Raw genomic sequence first — 17795 nt, forward strand, 5'->3', positions numbered from 1 at the left:
GTATGAAGAAAATAGTCTTTACAGGTGGCGGTTCGGCAGGACATGTAACACCTAATTTAGCCATTATCCCATATTTACAGGAAGACAACTGGGATATCTCTTATATTGGTTCTCATCAAGGTATTGAGAAAACGATTATAGAAAAGGAAGGCATTCCCTACTATAGTATTTCGAGTGGAAAGCTACGTCGTTATTTTGATTTGAAAAATATAAAAGATCCTTTTCTTGTAATGAAGGGTGTTATGGATGCGTATGTAAGGATTCGAAAACTAAAACCAGATGTGATTTTTTCAAAAGGCGGTTTCGTATCTGTACCAGTCGTAATTGGAGGATGGCTAAATAGAGTACCAGTTTTATTACATGAATCTGATATGACGCCAGGACTAGCAAATAAAATTGCGCTTCGTTTTGCTTCGAAAATATTTGTTACATTTGAAGAAGCAGCGAAACATTTACCGAAAGAAAAAGTAATATATACGGGATCTCCTGTACGTGAAGAAGTGCTGAAGGGAAATCGTGAAAAAGGTTTAGCATTTTTAGGTTTTTCACGTAAAAAGCCAGTTATTACGATTATGGGGGGCAGCTTGGGCGCGAAAAAAATTAATGATACGGCTCGAGAAGCATTACCAGAACTTCTTAACAAGTATCAAATTGTTCACCTTTGCGGAAAAGGTAACCTTGACGAAAGTTTACAAAATAAAGATGGATATAGACAATTTGAATATGTACATGGAGAACTGCCAGATATATTAGCGGTAACAGATTTTGTTATTTCACGCGCGGGCTCCAACGCAATTTTTGAATTTTTAACATTACAAAAGCCGATGGTTTTAATTCCATTATCGAAATTTGCAAGCCGTGGAGATCAAATATTAAATGCAGAGTCCTTTGAAAGGAAAGGGTATGCCTCCGTATTATATGAAGAAGATGTAACTGTAAAATCTCTTATAAAGTATGTCGAAGAATTGAATCAAAATAATGAGAAGTATAAAACAGCACTAAAAAAATATAATGGAAAAGAAGCAATTAAAACAATCATTCAAAATATTTCAGAGGCATGATGAAACAATCATGCCTCTTTTAGTAGGGTGAAAGATTCCAAGAATTGATATTTTTATGTTACAATAAAGTGAAACTTTAATCAGTTGGGTGCATCCCACATCTAACTTCTTTACTTTTACTGAATTTTGAGGAGGGAGTCTTACTGCCCTCAAATAGCGGGATAACAAATGGGTTAATAGGGAAATTCCAATTAATGAAGCGTGAAAATACGAATGGATTAGGAGTGACTGTGTTGGAGCTAAGTCTCTATGAAAATACTGCACTTATTATATGCTTTGTGTTGTACGTTGGTAGTGTTATTGTTTATATTTCAAGGAAATTTTCGCAAGAAAGAGAGCTTGAAAAGTCAGAGATAACAGCTGAACTAGAAATGTTAGCTGATGAAAGTTATAAAAAACAAAAAATAAAAGAAGACCATGAAGCATCTCATCATTTAAACGCAAATAAGTTTTAAAGATGGGGATTTTTTTTGAAGTTGTTCTTTATTATAGCTATAACAAATAACGCTAAAAAGGAGTTTCCCCATACATAATGAAGGAGTGTATATAAATGAATTTTTATATCGCCTCAGGTTTCCAAAATAAACATCTTGTACGTTCCGTAGCAAATGAACTGAAACATGCAGGATGGCACCATACATATGATTGGACAAAAAACGAAAGAGTAGCGAATGAAGAACAATTAAGAGAAATTGGTCAGGCAGAACAAAACGCTGTAAAAAAAGCGGATGTATTTTTACTTATATTAGATGGCGGAAACGGGAGCCATACAGAGTTTGGAATGGCGATTGCACTAGAGAAAACGATATATGTATATCAGGCAGAAAACCCGCTCCAAACAACGTTCTATCACTTGCCGGAAATAAATATTTTTGAAGGAGATGTAGCTGAGTTTGCATCTTATGTTATGAATCATATGAAATAATAGTAACTACCTAAAAGGTTATAAAAGTGATCTTTTGGGTACAGTGATGATAAGAAACGTATATAAAGGAGTACATAATATGAAATTAGAAAATGGATGGGAAACGAGCTTTTTAGAAGTCGTACAAAATAGTGAATTTAAGAAAGAGGCACTTCTTAGTCAATTGCTTTGTCAGGATAGTGAAGAAGTAGAAGAGCTTGTGGATGATTACGGCTACGAAGAACTTGTTGAACGTGAACATGATGATGAGTTAGCTGAAATCTTAGGAGAAGAACTTTTTAGTGAGATGGAACGCCAAGTATTCTTATCTTCAAACCCAGAAGAAAAACTTATTTCATTCGTCAATGGATTAGGTTTTCATGTGCTAGATTGGATAGTTCTTCTTGAAACAGAATTTGGCATTGATAGTGCAAGCTTTACATCAGATGCTGTGAAGGTGTTAGAAAAGCGTTTCAGACAATTTCCATACATAGAGGACAAGACAATTTTTGATATGACATTTGGAGAATCGATGGATGTATTAGAATCTGTTACAGGATTACAACTAAAGGAAAAGATGAACGTATAATGAAAAAAGAACGTGATTGGATCACGTTCTTTTTTACATAATAATAATTTTATCATCTAGTTTTGTCTGCCCGGTAAGAAGTGCGTTTAAATATTCCACTTTTCTTATACAAGCTTGTATATGTCTTTCAATCTCTTGTAACTCTGCTTGGTGATGTGTTTCAATTGGATGAATTTGTACGTTGAATTTTTCAAATTGACTACTATATGTTATTTCTGCATAGCCGCTCATAATATCGGTTTCGTTATGAAATAAAAATTGCTTCGTTTTGTCACAGAATGATACATCCTGAAAGCCATATACTTTTAATGCTTCAATTACTTTTTTAATCATTTTTGTATTCATTTTTTAACCCTCTTTGCGAAGTTCTACTTATATATTATAACATAAAAAATTACATAGAAAGCGCTTCCAAATGTATTTTATTATAAACTTTACGTTTCAATCACAAAAATGAAACAAAGAAAAAATAATTGTAAAGAAGGAAGGACTCTTTTATTGTTTCGTCATATATATAGAGAAATAGTGCAATGAAAGGAAATTTTCCGAGGTGGAGATCGTATTTCCAATTTGAGCGCAGTAAAAGAGGTGAGAATCTTGAACTTTGATATTGTAGGACAAAAAGCATATATAAAAGATGGACCGCATCGGAACCGAATTGGAATTGTAAAGAAAAACAAGACAAAATTAGCATCGCAGTTTGCTATTGTAATTGGAGAACAAATCATTGATGTAGAGCTAAAGGATATCGTGTTAGTTGGAGTAGACGTAGGACAATTTCATAAATGGTGCGAACAAAATGGTTATTTGTGAAAAGGACGGGCTGTGAGATAATGAAATATATTTGAGGAAAGAGGATATGTTATTGTATTCTCTTTTTCTATGTTTAAGGAGGCGAAAATGAAATATAAAGAACAGGAGTTTATGTTGGAGTTAAAAGAGAACATTCAATGTATGGAGAAGGAAATAGAGCGAATATCACTTAAACTGCATAAAGAGTATTCGCATTTATAAATAGAAAAACACATGGAATTAGATATGGGATTTGCAAGAGAAAAAGAGAATCCCTTTGAGGTGGGTTATTATTCATCAGTTGCTATAGCTATATTAGATGAAGAAAAAGAGATGATTGAATTTCATAATATTCTAATTTGGAAATGCGAAAGAATCTTTTTAGGAATGCCAATTCAATCAAACATTTTGGGGAGTAAGAAAGTAGGGGAACTCGCTGATGAATCTTGTTATGGGATTGAGGAAGAGTTAAAAGAGTAACTAGAAGAATACTTGGAGTGATAATTCTCAAGATAAAATCTATAAAGAGGGAACGGAATAAAAAAGACGCTAACAATTGTATGTTAGCGTCTTTTTTCATTATGAAGCAATTTCACCAGTTTTTGTATCATCTTGATTGTACGTATCTTGATCTAATTCACCAAGCCATTTACTTGAAATAAGACCTGCTGTCATAGAACCACTTACGTTAAGAGCTGTACGCCCCATATCGATTAATGGCTCAACCGAGATAACTAGAGCAACAATACCGATTGGTAAGTTCATCGTAGATAGTACGATTAAAGCTGCGAATGTTGCGCCGCCACCAACTCCGGCAACACCGAATGAGCTAATAGCAACAACAGCGATTAAAGTTAAAATAAATTGTGGTTGTAATGGATCAATTCCTACAGTTGGAGCGACCATCATTGCAAGCATTGCTGGATAAATACCTGCGCAACCGTTTTGTCCGATAGATACCCCAAATGAAGCTGCGAAGTTTGCAATTCCTTCGGAAATACCAAGCTTTTCTTTTTGAGCTTCAATATTTAATGGCATCGCACCAGCACTAGAGCGAGATGTGAATGCAAAAGTTAGTACAGGGAAGACTTTTTTCAAATATTGAATTGGATTTAAACCAGACAATGCAATTAATAATAAGTGAATGATAAACATTACGATAAGTGCTACGTAAGAGGCTAACACGAAGTTACCAAGTTTTAAAATAGCATTTATATCGCTACCAGCAACTGTTTTTGCCATAAGAGCTAATACGCCGTATGGAGTAAGGCGTAAAATTAATGTTACCATACGCATTACGATTGCATATACAGCATCAAGCATATTCTTAAATAGTTCTGCTTGTTCTGGATATTTTCGTTTTACACCTATAAAGGCAATGCCGATAAAGGCTGCAAATATTACGACAGAAATTGTTGATGTTGGACGAGCGCCTGTTAAATCAAGAAACGGATTTGTAGGTAATAGCTCTAATAATTTATCTGGAATTGTTGTCTTTTCAATAGAAGTAAATTTTTCTTCAACTAGTTTCAGACGAGCAGATTCTGCATCACCTTGTTGTAGGCCTGTTGCAGATACATCAAATCCTGCACTTGCAGCGATACCGACAGCTGCAGCGATTCCTGTAGTAAGAATTAAAATACCGATAATAAGGCCACTAATTTTACCAAGATTTTTCGTTAACTGTAATTTTGTAAATGCTGAAATAATAGATACTAAAATAAGTGGCATAACGATCATTTGAAGTAATTTTACATAACCGTTACCGATTAAGCCAAACCAAGTATTTGATTCAATAATTACTTTAGAAGTTGGCTCATAAATAAATTGTAATATAAGACCGAATAAAATACCGACTCCTAAAGCGGTAAATACACGTTTATTAAAAGATACATGCTTACGTTGCATATAATATAATACGCCAACTAAGATGAGCATGACTGCAACGTTAATTCCGACAAGCAGTGTATTCATGTTGATTCCCCCTAATTCCAATCTGTTATATAGAATATAAGGTAATAAAACCTATAAGTCAACTAGGAAATTACGGAATTAAAAAAAAGATGGCAAAATGCCATCTTTTAATGTCCAGCTCCAGGCACAAGTAAGAATGTCGTGTAGTATGTAAATCCTATGAAGAAAACAGTTAAATATGCCCCGAATACGTATATATACATACGCTCTGTTAATTTTAAATAGCTTAAAAGTACGAAGAATCCTGTTTGTCCTAAAAATAGTAGTGCGGCCTGTTGCATATCCCCTACGTAAAACATAACCGAGAAAATTCCAGTCCAAAAGCCGAGAACGCGAAACATGCGCTCCATGCCATCTCCCTCCTTTTCTAAAAAAAGTAAACCTCACCTCATTATAGTTTATTTTTCTTACTATTGTAAATATTCGTTCATATAAAAAGAAGCCATTTATAAATGGCTTCTTTTTATATGAGAAATTAAATTGTTAGTTTATAATTACAAGATTTACATCCATCTAATAGACTATCATTTCGAGTTAATTCCATGTTAGGGAATAGGATTTCAAAAATTCCTTTCATCATATCTCCGTGCATGTTACAAATTTCAGTTGGGTGATGAACAGCAACTTCCTTAAATGGACAATTGTGTACATCATAGAAAATTTTTGTTCCATCTGCACTTAATTCAAATGCAGGTGATAAGCCAGCTGTTGAGAAAGCTTCTTTTGCAATTTGAACCTTTTGTTCCACTGTTAAAGCATCTTCACTCACATTTAAACGCAGCATATGTTGTTGCATTAATTCTGCCCCAAATTGTTTTCCTGTTTCGTATAGCGCTTTCTCACCAGCAGCGCCAAGGCTAAGTAAAGAATTGAATGCGATTCTTGCTAACAATTGATAATCACGGAATGGAAATTGCAATTGAATAACATCTTCAGATAAGACATATAATCTGCTTGGTCTTCCGCCTTTTCCAGTTTTCTTCGTTTCCGATTTAAGCATATGAACATCTTCTAATTTAGATAAATGTAAACGTGCTACGTTTGGATGAATATCGAATTCATCTGCAATTTCTTGTACCGTTACGTAACTATGTTTTTGCGAAATATATTTATAAATGTAATAACGAGTTGGGTCAGCTAAAACACCTGTAATTTTTAAAGCTTGTTCCATGAGGATCTCCACCTTTATCACTTTATCCAAGATAATAACATTATAATACAGATAAACATAAGTATAGGTAATTTCAGACAATAATTCGGAAATTGTTCATAATTTCACAAACATATTTTTCCTTTTTCTTCTATTGAAAATACAAAAGTCCCAATTTTTATTGCGCATGTTTTCATGCTATATACATAGTGAGGAGGGAAAAGTGATGAATGGGATTGAAATTTTTGCGAATGCAATTTTAAAAGAAGCGTGTAGGGTACAAGCGTCAGATTTACATATTGTGCCCCGGCAGAAGGATGTAGCGGTGCAACTACGTATAGGAAAAGATTTAATGACGAGACAGTGTATTGAAAAGGAGTTTGGAGAAAAACTTGTCTCACATTTCAAATTTTTAGCATCTATGGACATAGGAGAGAAACGGAAGCCACAGAATGGTTCGTTGTATTTGCAAATTGATGGACAAGAAGTGTATTTACGCCTTTCAACACTTCCAACAGTATATCAAGAAAGTCTTGTTATTCGCCTCCATTTACAAGCATCTGTTCAGCCCTTATCACATCTTTCGTTATTTCCAAGTACAGCAGCAAAACTACTCTCGTTTTTACGCTATTCACAGGGGCTACTCGTGTTTACTGGACCGACTGGATCTGGGAAGACGACGACAATGTATGCATTATTAGAGGTAATTAGAAAAAAGAAAACACGCCGCATCATTACACTTGAAGATCCGGTTGAAAAAAGAAGTGACGATGTATTACAAATTCAAATAAATGAAAAAGCGGGTCTCACATATGAAACAGGATTAAAGGCTATTTTACGTCATGATCCAGATATTATTTTAGTCGGTGAAATACGTGATGAAGAAACAGCAAAAATAGCTATAAGAGCAAGTTTGACAGGACATTTAGTAATGACAACGCTGCATACGAATGATGCGAAAGGAGCAATCATTCGTTTCATGGATTATGGTATAACGAGGCAAGAGATTGAACAGTCTTTATTGGCTGTGGCTGCACAGCGACTTGTCGAATTGAAGTGTCCGTTTTGCAGAGGAAAGTGCTCAACTTTATGTAAATCAATGAGGCAAGTAAGGCAAGCAAGCATTTATGAGCTACTATATGGATATGAGTTAAAACAAGCGCTTAAAGAAGCAGATGGAGAATGTGTTACTTACAAACATGAGACTTTAGAATCGTCAATACGAAAAGGATATGCTTTAGGTTTTTTAGAAGAAGATGTTTATGTTTAAGAAAACTTGGAGTTTAAGTGATCAAGTAGTATTGTTGAAACGTTTAGGAGAATTATTAGAAAAAGGCTACTCTCTTTTACAAGCATTAGAATTTTTACAGTTTCAATTACCTGTAGAAAAGAAAGTACAATTGCAGGGCATGATTGAGGGGTTAAAAGATGGGAAAAGTCTACACGATTCTTTTCATCAGTTAAAGTTTCATCAGGACATGTTAAGTTATTTATTTTATGCCGAGCAACATGGTGATATTTCTTTTGCTTTGCAACAAGGAAGTGCACTTCTTTATAAGAAAGATAAGTATAGGAGAGACATGATGAAAATAATGCAGTATCCTATGTTTTTGATGTTTTTTTTACTAATCATGCTTTTTATTTTTAAACTCATTTTATTACCTCAGGTTGAAATGGTTTATAGTTCGTTCGGTTCTAATACACCACTACTTACAGAACAAATTCTAAGTGCAATAAAACTGCTACCTTACATTATTTTAACCGCTATTTTAACTGTTATTATTGGATGTAGTTTATATATGTTGTATTTTAGGAAACTTCCACATATTAGACAGGTAAAAATCATGCTTCGTATTCCTCTCATCAAAACATTTCTTATTTTAAAGCATTCACATTATTTTGCTACTCAGTTGAGTGGTTTATTAAATGGTGGACTATCAGTATGCGAAGCTTTAACAATAATGATGGAGCAAAGATATCATCCGTTCTTTCAATATGAAGCGAGCCGGATTGAAAGACAATTAATTGGAGGAGAACAGTTACAATCTATCATTGCTAAAAGTGGGTATTACGAGAAAGAACTTTCTTATGTTATTACGCATGGACAAGCAAACGGCAATTTAGGGATTGAATTAGGTGACTATAGCGATCTTATTATGGAAAAGATGGAACGGAAAATTAAACATATGTTAGTTATCATTCAGCCTATTTTATTTACATGTATTGGAGGAATCGTTGTCCTTATGTATTTAGCGATGATTATGCCGATGTTTCAAATGATGGATTCTATTTAGGGGGCATTTGTATGCAAAATGAGGAAGGATTTACTCTGTTAGAGATGCTATTAGTAATGGTTGTCATAACTATATTATTACTATTAATTATTCCGAATGTAGTTACACAGCGCTCATCGGTCCAAGGAAAAGGGTGTGCAGCTTACGTGAAATCTATAGAAGCGCAAATACAAGTATATCAATTACAACATAATAAAATTCCATCGTTAAAAGAACTGGCAGATGAAAAGTATATTACAACTGATAAGTGTCCGAATGGCGAATCTATTCATATATCAGATGATGGCACAGTATCAATTAGGGCATTGTGAAACAGCAAGGATTTACTTTTTTAGAAATGTTACTCGTTTTATTTGCTATTTCTGTATTAAGTATAGTTACGTATTTTAGTGTTCATTCCTTATACGAGCGACAAAAAGTTGAACAATTTTTGAGACAGTTTTCAAATGATATTTTATATATGCAGCAATTAGCGATAAACCGTCAAAAGCACTATACATTACGTTGGCATAAAGATAGAAATATGTATGCTATAAAAGAGTCAGGTACAAAGTATTATATCGTCAAGCGAGAGTATGAAGAAGATATACAAATCGATTTGCATACGTTTCCAAATCCGATGACATATAATCCAAGTGGAAATATTAATAGAGGTGGTACGATTATAATTTCGTATAGAAATTATAAATATGAAATTGTATTTCAGCTTGGAAGAGGGAGATTTACGTATCGTGAAATGTCAAAAAGGATCCATAATGGCTGAAATGATTGTATCGTTAAGTGTTTTAATGATGGCTGTATCGTTACTACTACCGCAAACAGCATTAGTTATGCAAGAAAGAAAAAATATACAAATTCGTTATAAGGCATCTGGGTTATTAAAAAAAGAAGCAGCTATATATATGTATGGAAATGAAGAAAAGCGAATAATAGAAAAGAATATAAATGGAATTGTGTATTACACATATTGGGGAGGCAACGAAGTTTGTACCATGTGGAGAGATGTGAAAGACAGAATGATGGAACAATGCTTTTATGTAGGAGAAAAAATAAATTAGAATTTGGTTTTTCATTAATAGAAATGATTGTATGTCTGTTTCTATTATCAATATTTTTTTTGCTCTTTCCCCGCCTACATTTCATTGAAATGGAAAATAAACAGTCGAAAGGGTTAAATGATTGGGAGTGGAATGTGTTTTTAGGTCAAATGCAATTGGAGTTTCGTGAAGTATCATCTGGAGAACAGCTAGCATTTGAAAATGGAGAAAGTATTTTACGATTCCGATCGCGTAATGGGAGTGAAGTATCGTATGAAAAAGAGAATAGTCGTCTTATAAGAAAGGTAAATAGGCGCGGGAGGGAAGTTGTTTTACAAAATATTGGAACGGTTTCTTACAAACTAACACCTCATGTACTCATTATAAATGTGAAAGATACTAGTGGGGAAATATATGAAGGTGTAGTTATGCGATATAGCGAAATAGGAATAAACGTATGAGAAAGCAAAATGGATTTACAATGCCTGGGACGATTATCTTTCTTATTTTATTAACTTCTTTTTTTATATACGAAACAAATATGTTGTTTACAGATAAAAATTTTTATATAGAAATAGAACAAAAGTTTTTACTGGATGAACTACTTAACCGATCTATTACAGATATAAAAAAAGACTTACAGCAACAAGAAAATGAAGGTACATTCTTCTTTCAGTATGAAAAGGGAGAAGCGAGTGGAAATTATGTCTTTGAAAATGATTTAATTCTCGTTGCGTTACAGTGCACACTCAAACAGGAAGCTTTCTATACGGTGAGCTTTCGGTATAGAAAAAAGGATGGAAAAATAGTCGATTGGATAGAAGGATAATATGTAAAAAATACGAAGAAAAACCAGGGATTTCTATTGTAAATTGAATTGATTTTTTAGAAGAAATGGATAAATATAATGATTAAAAGTTTAAATTTTCTCAAAAAAGAGAAAGGTAGAAAGAATGTGATATATTCATGCTATCCAATCATTATTTTTAGGGAGAATAGGGAAATGACAAACAACAATCAAATAGGTGAAAATAAGGAACAAACTATTTTTGATCATAAAGGAAATACGATTATGACAGAAGATAGAGAAATACACATTATTTCAAAATTCGAAGAACCTCTTATTGTCGTATTAGCAAATGTACTGAGTGATGAAGAGTGTGATGAATTAATTGAAATGTCTAAAAATAAAATGAAGCGTTCTAAAGTTGGTTCATCACGTGATGTAAATGATATTCGAACAAGTAGCGGTGCATTTTTAGAAGACAGTGAACTTACTTTAAAGATTGAAAAACGAATTTCATCTATCATGAATGTTCCTGCGTCGCATGGTGAAGGATTGCACATTTTAAATTATGAAGTGGATCAACAATATAAAGCACACTATGATTATTTTGCGGAACATAGTAGATCAGCTGCTAACAATCGTATTAGTACGCTTGTAATGTACTTAAATGATGTAGAAGAAGGCGGGGAAACGTACTTCCCGAAATTAAATCTTTCTGTACACCCTAGAAAGGGAATGGCAGTATACTTTGAGTATTTTTATCAAGATCAATCACTAAATGAGCTTACGTTACACGGAGGGGCACCTGTAACGAAAGGCGAGAAATGGATTGCAACGCAGTGGGTGAGAAGAGGTACTTATAAGTAAAAGCGAGTGTTACGTTTTGTTCTTCATAGTATAAGAACAAAACGTTTTTTATTAAACAAAGTAGCATCTTTCGTTATAATAACAATTAATAAATGACGATTGAGAGGACAGAAAATGAAATCTATATACATAACCGGCTATATGGGAGCAGGAAAAACAACAATTGGAAAAGCGTTAAGTAAAGAACTTCAAATAGATGTTGTAGATACTGATCAAAAAGTTGAAGAGAAGCAAGAGAAGGCAATTCGAAATATTTTTGCCGAAGAAGGTGAAATGGCTTTTCGGGAATATGAAAGCGAAATGTTACGTTCGCTACCAGTCCATAATGTCATTATTACAACTGGTGGGGGAATTATTGAACGAGCGGAAAATCGCAAGTGGATGAAAGAGAACGGAACTGTCGTGTATTTATATTGTGATCCGCATGTAATTGCAGAAAGGCTTCGTGAAGATACGACACGTCCACTATTTCAAAAGAAAGATATAGATGCATTCGTAAAGAAATTTGAATCACGCCGAGCTTATTATGAAGAGGCTCACATTCATATCGATACGACAAATAAGCCTGTAAGGCAAATTATGAATGAGTTAAAGGAAAAGATTAATGTATAAAAAAGTGGACATACTAATCAAGTAGAGGTGATGATAATATGTCTACTAATGATTATGTTCGCTTTGTGACGCAGCAGTTTGTGTCGTATATGGATGCTCCAAAAGAAGATCGAAAACAAAAGAAAGAACAACGCCGTGCTGAAAAAGAGCCATTTATGAATAAGTGGTTTGGTGTTATGCCGCTGAGTGCTGCTTTGTTTTACCGAAATGTAAAAAGTAAAAGAAAAAAATCAAGTTAAATTTTAGTCATATGTCTAGCAAACCAAAAATCCCCTAGTGTCGTATTACACTAGGGGATTTTTATTTACTGCACGGATTCTTTTTCTTCCGTAACGGCATGTATTTTATTGTTAACCCATACGAACCCTATTCCGATACAAATAGAAATGCCCCAGCCGACAGCGGTCATAATCGCTCTCATTTCACCATAGCCATCTACACCAAAAACAGAGATGAAATAAATTTTTAAAAAGCTTTTTAATATAAATTGCAGCCCGAAAAATAACGTTAAATATTGTAGTGCTGGATAGATACGACTATCACGATAAAGCTCACGACTTTTATCGCGGTCATGCCCTTGCAGCGCTGCAATATCCGCAGCGAAATATAACATGAGTGGTTTTTTTATGAAAATTGTACAGATGACGATAATACCGAGTACGATGTGATAATATGCATCATTCCACAACATTCGTTCAGCTGACCCAGATAATAAATCTACCGTTGTATTAGAAATAAGTGTAATTAAAATAAAGAACCCTGTCACGTTAAACTGTTTTTCTTTTTTAAAGGTATACAGTGTATAAATAATCCCCGGAACAGAGGAAAGTAACATCGCGTAATAAGGATCGATATAAGGTTTTGCAAATTTCCAAATGAGGAATGGGATTACGAGATAAAAGACAAGATCTAATATAGCTTTTTTATTTTGATTCATACAAAGCCTCCTTAAGTCATACATATATTTTATAATATAATTTCTGAAAATTGTATAAGGTTTAATGGGAAAAGAAAAAATATATCAATTTTCGAGGGGTTAGTAGATTGAAAAAAATTGCCCCTAGCGTAGTAAGTTTTTTTAGTATATAATAAAGGAAACGCTTTCATTTTGATTTGTTCACAAAATGGACGGAAAATCACATATTTACTATCTATATGTTGCTTTATAATGAAACTAATTAAATATACATGCATACAATATTGTGAAATAAATAACATAAATAATCTATATAAATGTAAACGTTATCAAAAGAGAGAGGTGGAGACAATGAGTAAATTTTTCTTCAATCATAATCCAGCAACAGTAGAGGATGGAAGGCTTGTTAAATATGCTGAAATTATTTATGGAGAAGGTGGCCGTTCTGTATTAGAAAATTTAATGGTGAAGGCATCTATCAGATTGCGTGATCGTTATCCGAATAAATCTGACGAGCAGATCTCGAACCTAGTAAATAAAGGCATCCATGATATGTTTCAAAAATATGTGAGCGAGTAAGAGTGGCCAATGGCTGCTCTTATTTTTTTTTGTATAAGGATTGTAACTCTAGCTGAAAATAAACATGTATTCTGAAAAACGTAAAAAGGAGTGGGAAAGATGAGCAATGGAATTGGACGTTCGAAAGAAAATCTTCCAACTGATGCAAATCATGTGAGCGCGAAGGATCGTGCGTATCAAAAACGCATGGCAAAGCAAAAACAACAAGAGCGTAATGAGGATAGAGAATAACTCGAAATAAAGCTCCTTCTAAAGCAGAAGGAGCTTTATTTTGATAGAAAATGATTCGCGGTAACATAAAAGAGTCCACCGTTAATAATTTGCACTGTAATACGTGGTTCATACTGTTCTTGCAGAGCTTGTTTTTCAATTTCATAGCTCTCAGGAAGTTCGTCACTTTCTTCATAAAAACGGTTTAAAAGGTCTAAATCATGATTCCAACGCACTCTTGCTTCTTTTGCCCACGTATGGTCATCTTCTGCAATTATATTTTTTAAAGCGTCTTCTATGCGTTGTAAACCACTTTGAGGTTTAATGATGGGCGAGAGCGTAAAACAAAAATCAGGTATTTTTGGTGTAAGTTTAATGTTTGTTAATGTTTCATGAAAGTTTGCCATCATTGTTCCAGAAATGAGATGAATACCAATCGAGTGAAGGATGTCTTTTTTTCGATCACATTGATAGGAAACTTTTATATTAATACCGAGCCAAGGGTGGAGCGGTGTATGTGTTGCCCCATTATGTCTTACATCCTCATATAAACGTATGTATGAGCCTAATTCTTTTGTCGTTTGGAAAATTTGATGTAGACGTGGTGAACCGTAGTGAATAAGCTCACCATCATTTTCTTCATTTTCTGGATTTGTAATAAGAGTAAGGCGCATTGGATTCGGTACGCCTCCTGTTTTCTCAAGATAGTGCCAATAAAAAGGGCGATTCATTAATAATTTATCCATCTCAATTGTTAACTGTACATCTAATAAATGAGGAGAACGTTCTAAAATTTCACAGTTATTCGCCTCAAAGAAATTGTATAAGTAATTATGAATTTCATGTTGCTGCATAGCCTTGCACCTCAGCTTCATTTCGTTTCGCAAAGTCGATAATAGATGTTAAGTTTTCCATCTTAATTCTAATTTCACCTTCGCTTTTTGATTGCGCGAAAATTTCTTGAATGTGCGCGTCGATGTTTTTCATATTAATTCTTGTTAAAATTTCATCGAGTTCACCGATAACACGCTCGAATAAGTTGATTTTTTCATATAACAGTTTCAGAATATGTTCTTCAACAGTATGCTTTGTAGCTAAGTTATAAATATGAACATCATTTTTTTGTCCAAGACGGTGAATACGTCCGATTCTTTGCTCAAGACGCATTGGATTCCATGGCAAATCATAATTGATCATATGGCTACAAAACTGTAAGTTAATCCCTTCACCACCAGCTTCAGTTGCAATTAATACTTGTGCGTGGTTTTGGAAAAGCTCCTTCATCCAATCTTTCTTCCCGCGTTTAAACCCACCGCGGAATGGAACGGAAGAAATACCGTGTTGTTGTAAAAACCATTGTAAGTACATTTGTGACGCTCGATATTCTGTGAAGATAACGACTTTATCGTCAATTTCTTTTATAAGCTCAAGAGCTTTATTTGCTTTTGAGTTGAAAGGAATATGATTAATTTTGTCCATTAGCACATCGATATGTGGATCTTTTATATAATGTTCATTTTCTTTCTGTCTTTTTTCTACATGCTTTTTCAATGAATAGTAAACAGCTTCCCGACTACTACACGCTTCACGTTTTAAAGTTAACGATGAGAAAGCAGATGTGAAGGCGTCTTGTCCTCGCCAATTTTCGATATCATTATATAGAGCTTGTTCTTGTTCATTAAACTCAACAAAAATTGTACGTACATGTCTCTTCGGCCAATCGATACCGGTATTATGTCGTCTATTTCGCACCATTACTTTATTAATGAGAGCTTTTAAGTCTTCATCTGATTCGGCTGAGCGATTTTTGGAAGCGTAATATTCTTCAAAGTTGGATTGATTGCCTAAATGTCCTGGTTTTAATAAAGAAACAAGGTTAAAAATTTCATCAATCTTATTTTGAACAGGAGTAGCGGTTAGTAATAAACAAAACTTCTTTTTTAATCGTTGTGCAAATTCATAGTTTTTTGTTTTATTGTTTTTCAGTTTATGTGCTTCATCGATAATAATAAGGTCATATTCCAAGTTCAACACGATATCGCGATGTGGTGAACGTTTCGCAGTATCAATTGATGATACGATTACGTCAGCTTGTTCCCATGAGTAGCTTTTCTTTTGTGCTACAGCGGGAATGAAAAACTTTGTATTCAGTTCGTATGCCCATTGTGATACGAGAGAAGCTGGGACAAGTATAAGTACCTTTTTCACAAGCCCGCGGACCATGTATTCTTTCAAAATAAGTCCAGCTTCGATTGTTTTTCCAAGGCCTACTTCATCTGCTAGAATCGCTTTACCGTTCATTTGTTCAATCACATTTTGAGCGACTTCTAATTGATGCGGAAGCGGTGTGAAATGGGATAAATGTTTCGGTGCTTGTAGTCCATCAAAAGTAGGAACAAGTAACGATTTTTCTGTTTCATAAGCTAAGTGATATAAATCCCAGTTTGTCCAAGGACCATCTTCGTCAATTCTATTTAAAAAATTGTTTTGCCATGTCCGATCTACGGAAATATCGACATTCATTACAACTCTCCCACCTTTTATAAACTAAAGTAATTATTTTTTAATGTATGATGATTTGCCTTAAAAGAAGGCATAATTATCGTTATTAAAGGCTATATGATAGACAATAATAAAGTATTAAATCTCAAAAGCTGTATTTATTGTGTTTTAACATAAAAAATTCTAAATTATTTTTTATGCTAGAATATTGATGAAATATAGCGAATGATGTTAGGATAATGGTGTGAAATGTGTGGAATCTTTCGTATTTTATCCAAGAAAGTGATTTTTTATTTACGCTTTCATAAAAAAATATAATGAGATTCCGTATATCCTATCTTTTCAGAATGAAAATGTTTAGAAAAGGGAAGCAACTTTTATTGATTTGTCAAAGCATAAGGGGGAGAGAGCATGATTACATTACAACGTACACCGTTATTTGATGTATACGCGAAGTATGGTGGGAAAACAATCGACTTCGGTGGTTGGGAATTACCAGTTCAATTTTCAAGCATTAAAGAAGAACACGAAGCTGTACGTACAGCTGCGGGTTTGTTCGATGTGTCTCATATGGGAGAAGTTGAGGTAAAAGGTGTAGATAGTTTAGCATTTTTACAACGTGTTGTTACAAATGACGTATCTACCTTAAAGGTAGGGGGCGCACAATATACAGCTATGTGCTACGAAAATGGTGGTACAGTAGATGATTTATTAATCTACAAACGTGGTGAAGAAGACTATTTATTAGTAATCAATGCATCAAATATCGAGAAAGATTACGAATGGTTAGCAAGTCATGTAATTGGCGATGCGACAGTAGTCAATGTTTCTAGTGAAGTTGCACAGCTTGCAATTCAAGGACCAAAAGCAGAAGGCATTTTACAAAAAGTTGTGTCAGAAGATTTGAAAGAAATTAAGTTCTTTAAATTTAAAAACGATATTCTTGTAGATGGAATTCCAACACTTGTATCTCGTACAGGTTACACAGGTGAAGATGGATTCGAAATTTATTGTAAGAGTGAAGATGCTGCAAAACTTTGGGAGAAACTTCTTGAAGTTGGAGCAGAAGAGGGCTTAAAAGCATGTGGTTTAGGTGCTCGTGATACACTTCGATTCGAAGCAACATTACCACTTTATGGACAAGAATTATCAAAAGATATTACACCGATTGAGGCTGGAATTGGCTTTGCGGTAAAAACAAATAAAGAAGCAGACTTCTTTGGAAAAGCAACGTTAAAAGAGCAAAAAGAAAACGGTGCGCCTCGTAAATTAGTCGGCATCGAAGTAATCGAACGTGGAATTCCTCGTACGCATTACCCTGTATTTATTGGTGAAGAAAAAATTGGGGAAGTAACGAGTGGTACACAATCTCCAACGTTAAAGAAAAGCATTGGTTTAGCACTAATTGATGTAAAATACGCAGCAGTTGATACAGAAGTAGAAATTGAAATTCGTAATAAACGCGTCAAAGCAGTAGTTGTTCCAACACCATTTTACAAACGTTCAAAGTAACGGGGAGAG

25 protein-coding genes and 2 pseudogenes are annotated in these 17795 nt (G+C 34.1%); 19 read left to right on the forward strand and 8 right to left on the reverse strand.

Annotated features, from left to right (window positions below):
* The first annotated feature begins 2 nt into the window (after positions 1 to 2).
* The 4 genes from murG to ACTFRH_RS15300 all read left to right on the forward strand — a co-directional run bounded on the left by murG (position 3) and on the right by ACTFRH_RS15300 (position 2554).
* Entirely contained in the window at positions 3 to 1061 is a 1059-nt protein-coding gene (murG, locus tag ACTFRH_RS15285; RefSeq protein WP_000724778.1) for an undecaprenyldiphospho-muramoylpentapeptide beta-N-acetylglucosaminyltransferase, read from the forward strand.
* A 194-nt stretch (positions 1062 to 1255) separates the two neighbouring features.
* Positions 1256 to 1516 (forward strand): DUF3966 domain-containing protein, encoded by a 261-nt coding sequence (locus tag ACTFRH_RS15290; protein ID WP_000817964.1) that lies wholly within the window; start codon positions 1256 to 1258, stop codon positions 1514 to 1516.
* A gap of 95 nt (positions 1517 to 1611) precedes the next feature.
* Entirely contained in the window at positions 1612 to 1986 is a 375-nt protein-coding gene (locus tag ACTFRH_RS15295; RefSeq protein WP_001012347.1) for a nucleoside 2-deoxyribosyltransferase, read from the forward strand.
* Positions 1987 to 2065: 79 nt separating this feature from the next.
* Positions 2066 to 2554 carry a hypothetical protein gene (locus ACTFRH_RS15300; protein ID WP_000764269.1) on the forward strand — a complete coding sequence of 163 codons (489 nt, stop codon included), beginning with the start codon at positions 2066 to 2068 and terminating at the stop codon, positions 2552 to 2554.
* A gap of 33 nt (positions 2555 to 2587) precedes the next feature.
* Here ACTFRH_RS15300 and ACTFRH_RS15305 read toward each other — a convergent pair whose 3' ends face one another.
* Positions 2588 to 2899 (reverse strand): hypothetical protein, encoded by a 312-nt coding sequence (locus ACTFRH_RS15305; protein ID WP_001093237.1) that lies wholly within the window; start codon positions 2897 to 2899, stop codon positions 2588 to 2590.
* Between the two features lie 252 nt (positions 2900 to 3151).
* Here ACTFRH_RS15305 and ACTFRH_RS15310 point away from each other — a divergent pair, with 252 nt between their 5' ends.
* Complete coding sequence (locus ACTFRH_RS15310) at positions 3152 to 3367, forward strand: DUF3912 family protein (protein ID WP_001008332.1); 216 nt, start codon at positions 3152 to 3154, stop codon at positions 3365 to 3367.
* A gap of 87 nt (positions 3368 to 3454) precedes the next feature.
* Positions 3455 to 3826 (forward strand): annotated as a pseudogene (locus ACTFRH_RS15315) (hypothetical protein).
* A 99-nt stretch (positions 3827 to 3925) separates the two neighbouring features.
* Here ACTFRH_RS15315 and ACTFRH_RS15320 read toward each other — a convergent pair.
* The 3 genes from ACTFRH_RS15320 to ACTFRH_RS15330 all read right to left on the reverse strand — a co-directional run bounded on the left by ACTFRH_RS15320 (position 3926) and on the right by ACTFRH_RS15330 (position 6491).
* Positions 3926 to 5320: an L-cystine transporter gene (locus ACTFRH_RS15320; protein WP_001094343.1), complete on the reverse strand. Its 1395-nt coding sequence runs from the start codon at positions 5318 to 5320 to the stop codon at positions 3926 to 3928.
* Positions 5321 to 5427: 107 nt separating this feature from the next.
* A complete protein-coding gene (locus ACTFRH_RS15325; RefSeq protein WP_000440717.1) occupies positions 5428 to 5670 on the reverse strand; it encodes a DUF2626 domain-containing protein in 243 nt (80 codons plus the stop codon).
* 125 nt (positions 5671 to 5795) lie between these two features.
* Positions 5796 to 6491 carry a helix-turn-helix transcriptional regulator gene (locus ACTFRH_RS15330; protein WP_000434104.1) on the reverse strand — a complete coding sequence of 232 codons (696 nt, stop codon included), beginning with the start codon at positions 6489 to 6491 and terminating at the stop codon, positions 5796 to 5798.
* Positions 6492 to 6696: 205 nt separating this feature from the next.
* Between ACTFRH_RS15330 and comGA the strand changes: the two genes are divergently transcribed.
* The 10 genes from comGA to ACTFRH_RS15380 all read left to right on the forward strand — a co-directional run bounded on the left by comGA (position 6697) and on the right by ACTFRH_RS15380 (position 12306).
* A complete protein-coding gene (gene comGA / locus ACTFRH_RS15335) occupies positions 6697 to 7740 on the forward strand; it encodes a competence type IV pilus ATPase ComGA (protein WP_001013169.1) in 1044 nt (347 codons plus the stop codon).
* Entirely contained in the window at positions 7727 to 8764 is a 1038-nt protein-coding gene (gene comGB / locus ACTFRH_RS15340; protein ID WP_002164182.1) for a competence type IV pilus assembly protein ComGB, read from the forward strand. The genes comGA and comGB overlap by 14 nt, the downstream gene beginning before the upstream one ends.
* A gap of 11 nt (positions 8765 to 8775) precedes the next feature.
* Entirely contained in the window at positions 8776 to 9075 is a 300-nt protein-coding gene (gene comGC, locus ACTFRH_RS15345; protein WP_001178686.1) for a competence type IV pilus major pilin ComGC, read from the forward strand.
* On the forward strand, positions 9072 to 9527 hold the full coding sequence (gene comGD / locus ACTFRH_RS15350) for a competence type IV pilus minor pilin ComGD (RefSeq protein ID WP_000813141.1): 456 nt from the start codon (positions 9072 to 9074) through the stop codon (positions 9525 to 9527). The genes comGC and comGD overlap by 4 nt, the downstream gene beginning before the upstream one ends.
* Positions 9520 to 9822 carry a hypothetical protein gene (locus ACTFRH_RS15355; RefSeq protein WP_000829463.1) on the forward strand — a complete coding sequence of 101 codons (303 nt, stop codon included), beginning with the start codon at positions 9520 to 9522 and terminating at the stop codon, positions 9820 to 9822. Before comGD ends, ACTFRH_RS15355 begins: the two co-directional genes overlap by 8 nt.
* Positions 9792 to 10262, forward strand: coding sequence for a competence type IV pilus minor pilin ComGF (comGF, locus tag ACTFRH_RS15360; protein ID WP_000923105.1), 471 nt, complete (start codon positions 9792 to 9794; stop codon positions 10260 to 10262). The genes ACTFRH_RS15355 and comGF overlap by 31 nt, the downstream gene beginning before the upstream one ends.
* Positions 10259 to 10630, forward strand: coding sequence for a competence type IV pilus minor pilin ComGG (gene comGG / locus ACTFRH_RS15365; RefSeq protein WP_001231319.1), 372 nt, complete (start codon positions 10259 to 10261; stop codon positions 10628 to 10630). The genes comGF and comGG overlap by 4 nt, the downstream gene beginning before the upstream one ends.
* 174 nt (positions 10631 to 10804) lie before the next feature.
* The gene (locus ACTFRH_RS15370) at positions 10805 to 11455 is read left to right on the forward strand and encodes a 2OG-Fe(II) oxygenase (protein ID WP_000183865.1); all 651 of its coding nucleotides are present in this window, start codon (positions 10805 to 10807) and stop codon (positions 11453 to 11455) included.
* A 114-nt stretch (positions 11456 to 11569) separates the two neighbouring features.
* Positions 11570 to 12067, forward strand: a complete 498-nt coding sequence (locus ACTFRH_RS15375) for a shikimate kinase (protein WP_000836647.1) — start codon at positions 11570 to 11572, stop codon at positions 12065 to 12067.
* 38 nt (positions 12068 to 12105) lie between these two features.
* Complete coding sequence (locus ACTFRH_RS15380) at positions 12106 to 12306, forward strand: YqzE family protein (RefSeq protein WP_000106083.1); 201 nt, start codon at positions 12106 to 12108, stop codon at positions 12304 to 12306.
* Positions 12307 to 12371: 65 nt separating this feature from the next.
* Here ACTFRH_RS15380 and ACTFRH_RS15385 read toward each other — a convergent pair whose 3' ends face one another.
* Positions 12372 to 13004: a VC0807 family protein gene (locus tag ACTFRH_RS15385; RefSeq protein ID WP_001073110.1), complete on the reverse strand. Its 633-nt coding sequence runs from the start codon at positions 13002 to 13004 to the stop codon at positions 12372 to 12374.
* 141 nt (positions 13005 to 13145) lie between these two features.
* A pseudogene (locus tag ACTFRH_RS15390) lies at positions 13146 to 13261 on the reverse strand (GTP pyrophosphokinase).
* 73 nt (positions 13262 to 13334) lie between these two features.
* Here ACTFRH_RS15390 and ACTFRH_RS15395 point away from each other — a divergent pair.
* The gene (locus ACTFRH_RS15395) at positions 13335 to 13562 is read left to right on the forward strand and encodes a hypothetical protein (protein WP_000032702.1); all 228 of its coding nucleotides are present in this window, start codon (positions 13335 to 13337) and stop codon (positions 13560 to 13562) included.
* A 99-nt stretch (positions 13563 to 13661) separates the two neighbouring features.
* The gene (locus tag ACTFRH_RS15400) at positions 13662 to 13793 is read left to right on the forward strand and encodes a hypothetical protein (protein WP_000064668.1); all 132 of its coding nucleotides are present in this window, start codon (positions 13662 to 13664) and stop codon (positions 13791 to 13793) included.
* 35 nt (positions 13794 to 13828) lie between these two features.
* Here ACTFRH_RS15400 and ACTFRH_RS15405 read toward each other — a convergent pair whose 3' ends face one another.
* A complete protein-coding gene (locus ACTFRH_RS15405; RefSeq protein WP_001183964.1) occupies positions 13829 to 14626 on the reverse strand; it encodes a YqhG family protein in 798 nt (265 codons plus the stop codon).
* The gene (locus tag ACTFRH_RS15410) at positions 14613 to 16295 is read right to left on the reverse strand and encodes a DEAD/DEAH box helicase (RefSeq protein ID WP_001100037.1); all 1683 of its coding nucleotides are present in this window, start codon (positions 16293 to 16295) and stop codon (positions 14613 to 14615) included. The genes ACTFRH_RS15405 and ACTFRH_RS15410 overlap by 14 nt, the downstream gene beginning before the upstream one ends.
* Before the next feature lie 390 nt (positions 16296 to 16685).
* On the opposite strand from ACTFRH_RS15410, the gene gcvT reads away from it, so the two are divergent.
* Entirely contained in the window at positions 16686 to 17786 is a 1101-nt protein-coding gene (gcvT, locus tag ACTFRH_RS15415) for a glycine cleavage system aminomethyltransferase GcvT (protein WP_000631774.1), read from the forward strand.
* The last annotated feature ends 9 nt before the right edge of the window (positions 17787 to 17795 follow it).

The sequence above is a fragment of the Bacillus cereus group sp. MYBK216-1 genome (genome assembly GCF_051916495.1).
GTDB lineage: Bacteria > Bacillota > Bacilli > Bacillales > Bacillaceae_G > Bacillus_A > Bacillus_A thuringiensis_K.

Coding starts and splice junctions, on each gene's coding strand:
- murG (WP_000724778.1), top strand. CDS start 3: ATGAAGAAAATAGTCTTTACAGGTGGCGGTTCGGCAGGACATGTAACA.
- ACTFRH_RS15290 (WP_000817964.1), top strand. CDS start 1,256: ATGAAGCGTGAAAATACGAATGGATTAGGAGTGACTGTGTTGGAGCTA.
- ACTFRH_RS15295 (WP_001012347.1), top strand. CDS start 1,612: ATGAATTTTTATATCGCCTCAGGTTTCCAAAATAAACATCTTGTACGT.
- ACTFRH_RS15300 (WP_000764269.1), top strand. CDS start 2,066: ATGAAATTAGAAAATGGATGGGAAACGAGCTTTTTAGAAGTCGTACAA.
- ACTFRH_RS15305 (WP_001093237.1), bottom strand. CDS start 2,899: ATGAATACAAAAATGATTAAAAAAGTAATTGAAGCATTAAAAGTATAT.
- ACTFRH_RS15320 (WP_001094343.1), bottom strand. CDS start 5,320: ATGAATACACTGCTTGTCGGAATTAACGTTGCAGTCATGCTCATCTTA.
- ACTFRH_RS15325 (WP_000440717.1), bottom strand. CDS start 5,670: ATGGAGCGCATGTTTCGCGTTCTCGGCTTTTGGACTGGAATTTTCTCG.
- ACTFRH_RS15330 (WP_000434104.1), bottom strand. CDS start 6,491: ATGGAACAAGCTTTAAAAATTACAGGTGTTTTAGCTGACCCAACTCGT.
- comGA (WP_001013169.1), top strand. CDS start 6,697: ATGAATGGGATTGAAATTTTTGCGAATGCAATTTTAAAAGAAGCGTGT.
- comGB (WP_002164182.1), top strand. CDS start 7,727: ATGTTTATGTTTAAGAAAACTTGGAGTTTAAGTGATCAAGTAGTATTG.
- comGC (WP_001178686.1), top strand. CDS start 8,776: ATGCAAAATGAGGAAGGATTTACTCTGTTAGAGATGCTATTAGTAATG.
- ACTFRH_RS15355 (WP_000829463.1), top strand. CDS start 9,520: ATGGCTGAAATGATTGTATCGTTAAGTGTTTTAATGATGGCTGTATCG.
- comGF (WP_000923105.1), top strand. CDS start 9,792: ATGCTTTTATGTAGGAGAAAAAATAAATTAGAATTTGGTTTTTCATTA.
- comGG (WP_001231319.1), top strand. CDS start 10,259: ATGAGAAAGCAAAATGGATTTACAATGCCTGGGACGATTATCTTTCTT.
- ACTFRH_RS15370 (WP_000183865.1), top strand. CDS start 10,805: ATGACAAACAACAATCAAATAGGTGAAAATAAGGAACAAACTATTTTT.
- ACTFRH_RS15375 (WP_000836647.1), top strand. CDS start 11,570: ATGAAATCTATATACATAACCGGCTATATGGGAGCAGGAAAAACAACA.
- ACTFRH_RS15380 (WP_000106083.1), top strand. CDS start 12,106: ATGTCTACTAATGATTATGTTCGCTTTGTGACGCAGCAGTTTGTGTCG.
- ACTFRH_RS15385 (WP_001073110.1), bottom strand. CDS start 13,004: ATGAATCAAAATAAAAAAGCTATATTAGATCTTGTCTTTTATCTCGTA.
- ACTFRH_RS15395 (WP_000032702.1), top strand. CDS start 13,335: ATGAGTAAATTTTTCTTCAATCATAATCCAGCAACAGTAGAGGATGGA.
- ACTFRH_RS15400 (WP_000064668.1), top strand. CDS start 13,662: ATGAGCAATGGAATTGGACGTTCGAAAGAAAATCTTCCAACTGATGCA.
- ACTFRH_RS15405 (WP_001183964.1), bottom strand. CDS start 14,626: ATGCAGCAACATGAAATTCATAATTACTTATACAATTTCTTTGAGGCG.
- ACTFRH_RS15410 (WP_001100037.1), bottom strand. CDS start 16,295: ATGAATGTCGATATTTCCGTAGATCGGACATGGCAAAACAATTTTTTA.
- gcvT (WP_000631774.1), top strand. CDS start 16,686: ATGATTACATTACAACGTACACCGTTATTTGATGTATACGCGAAGTAT.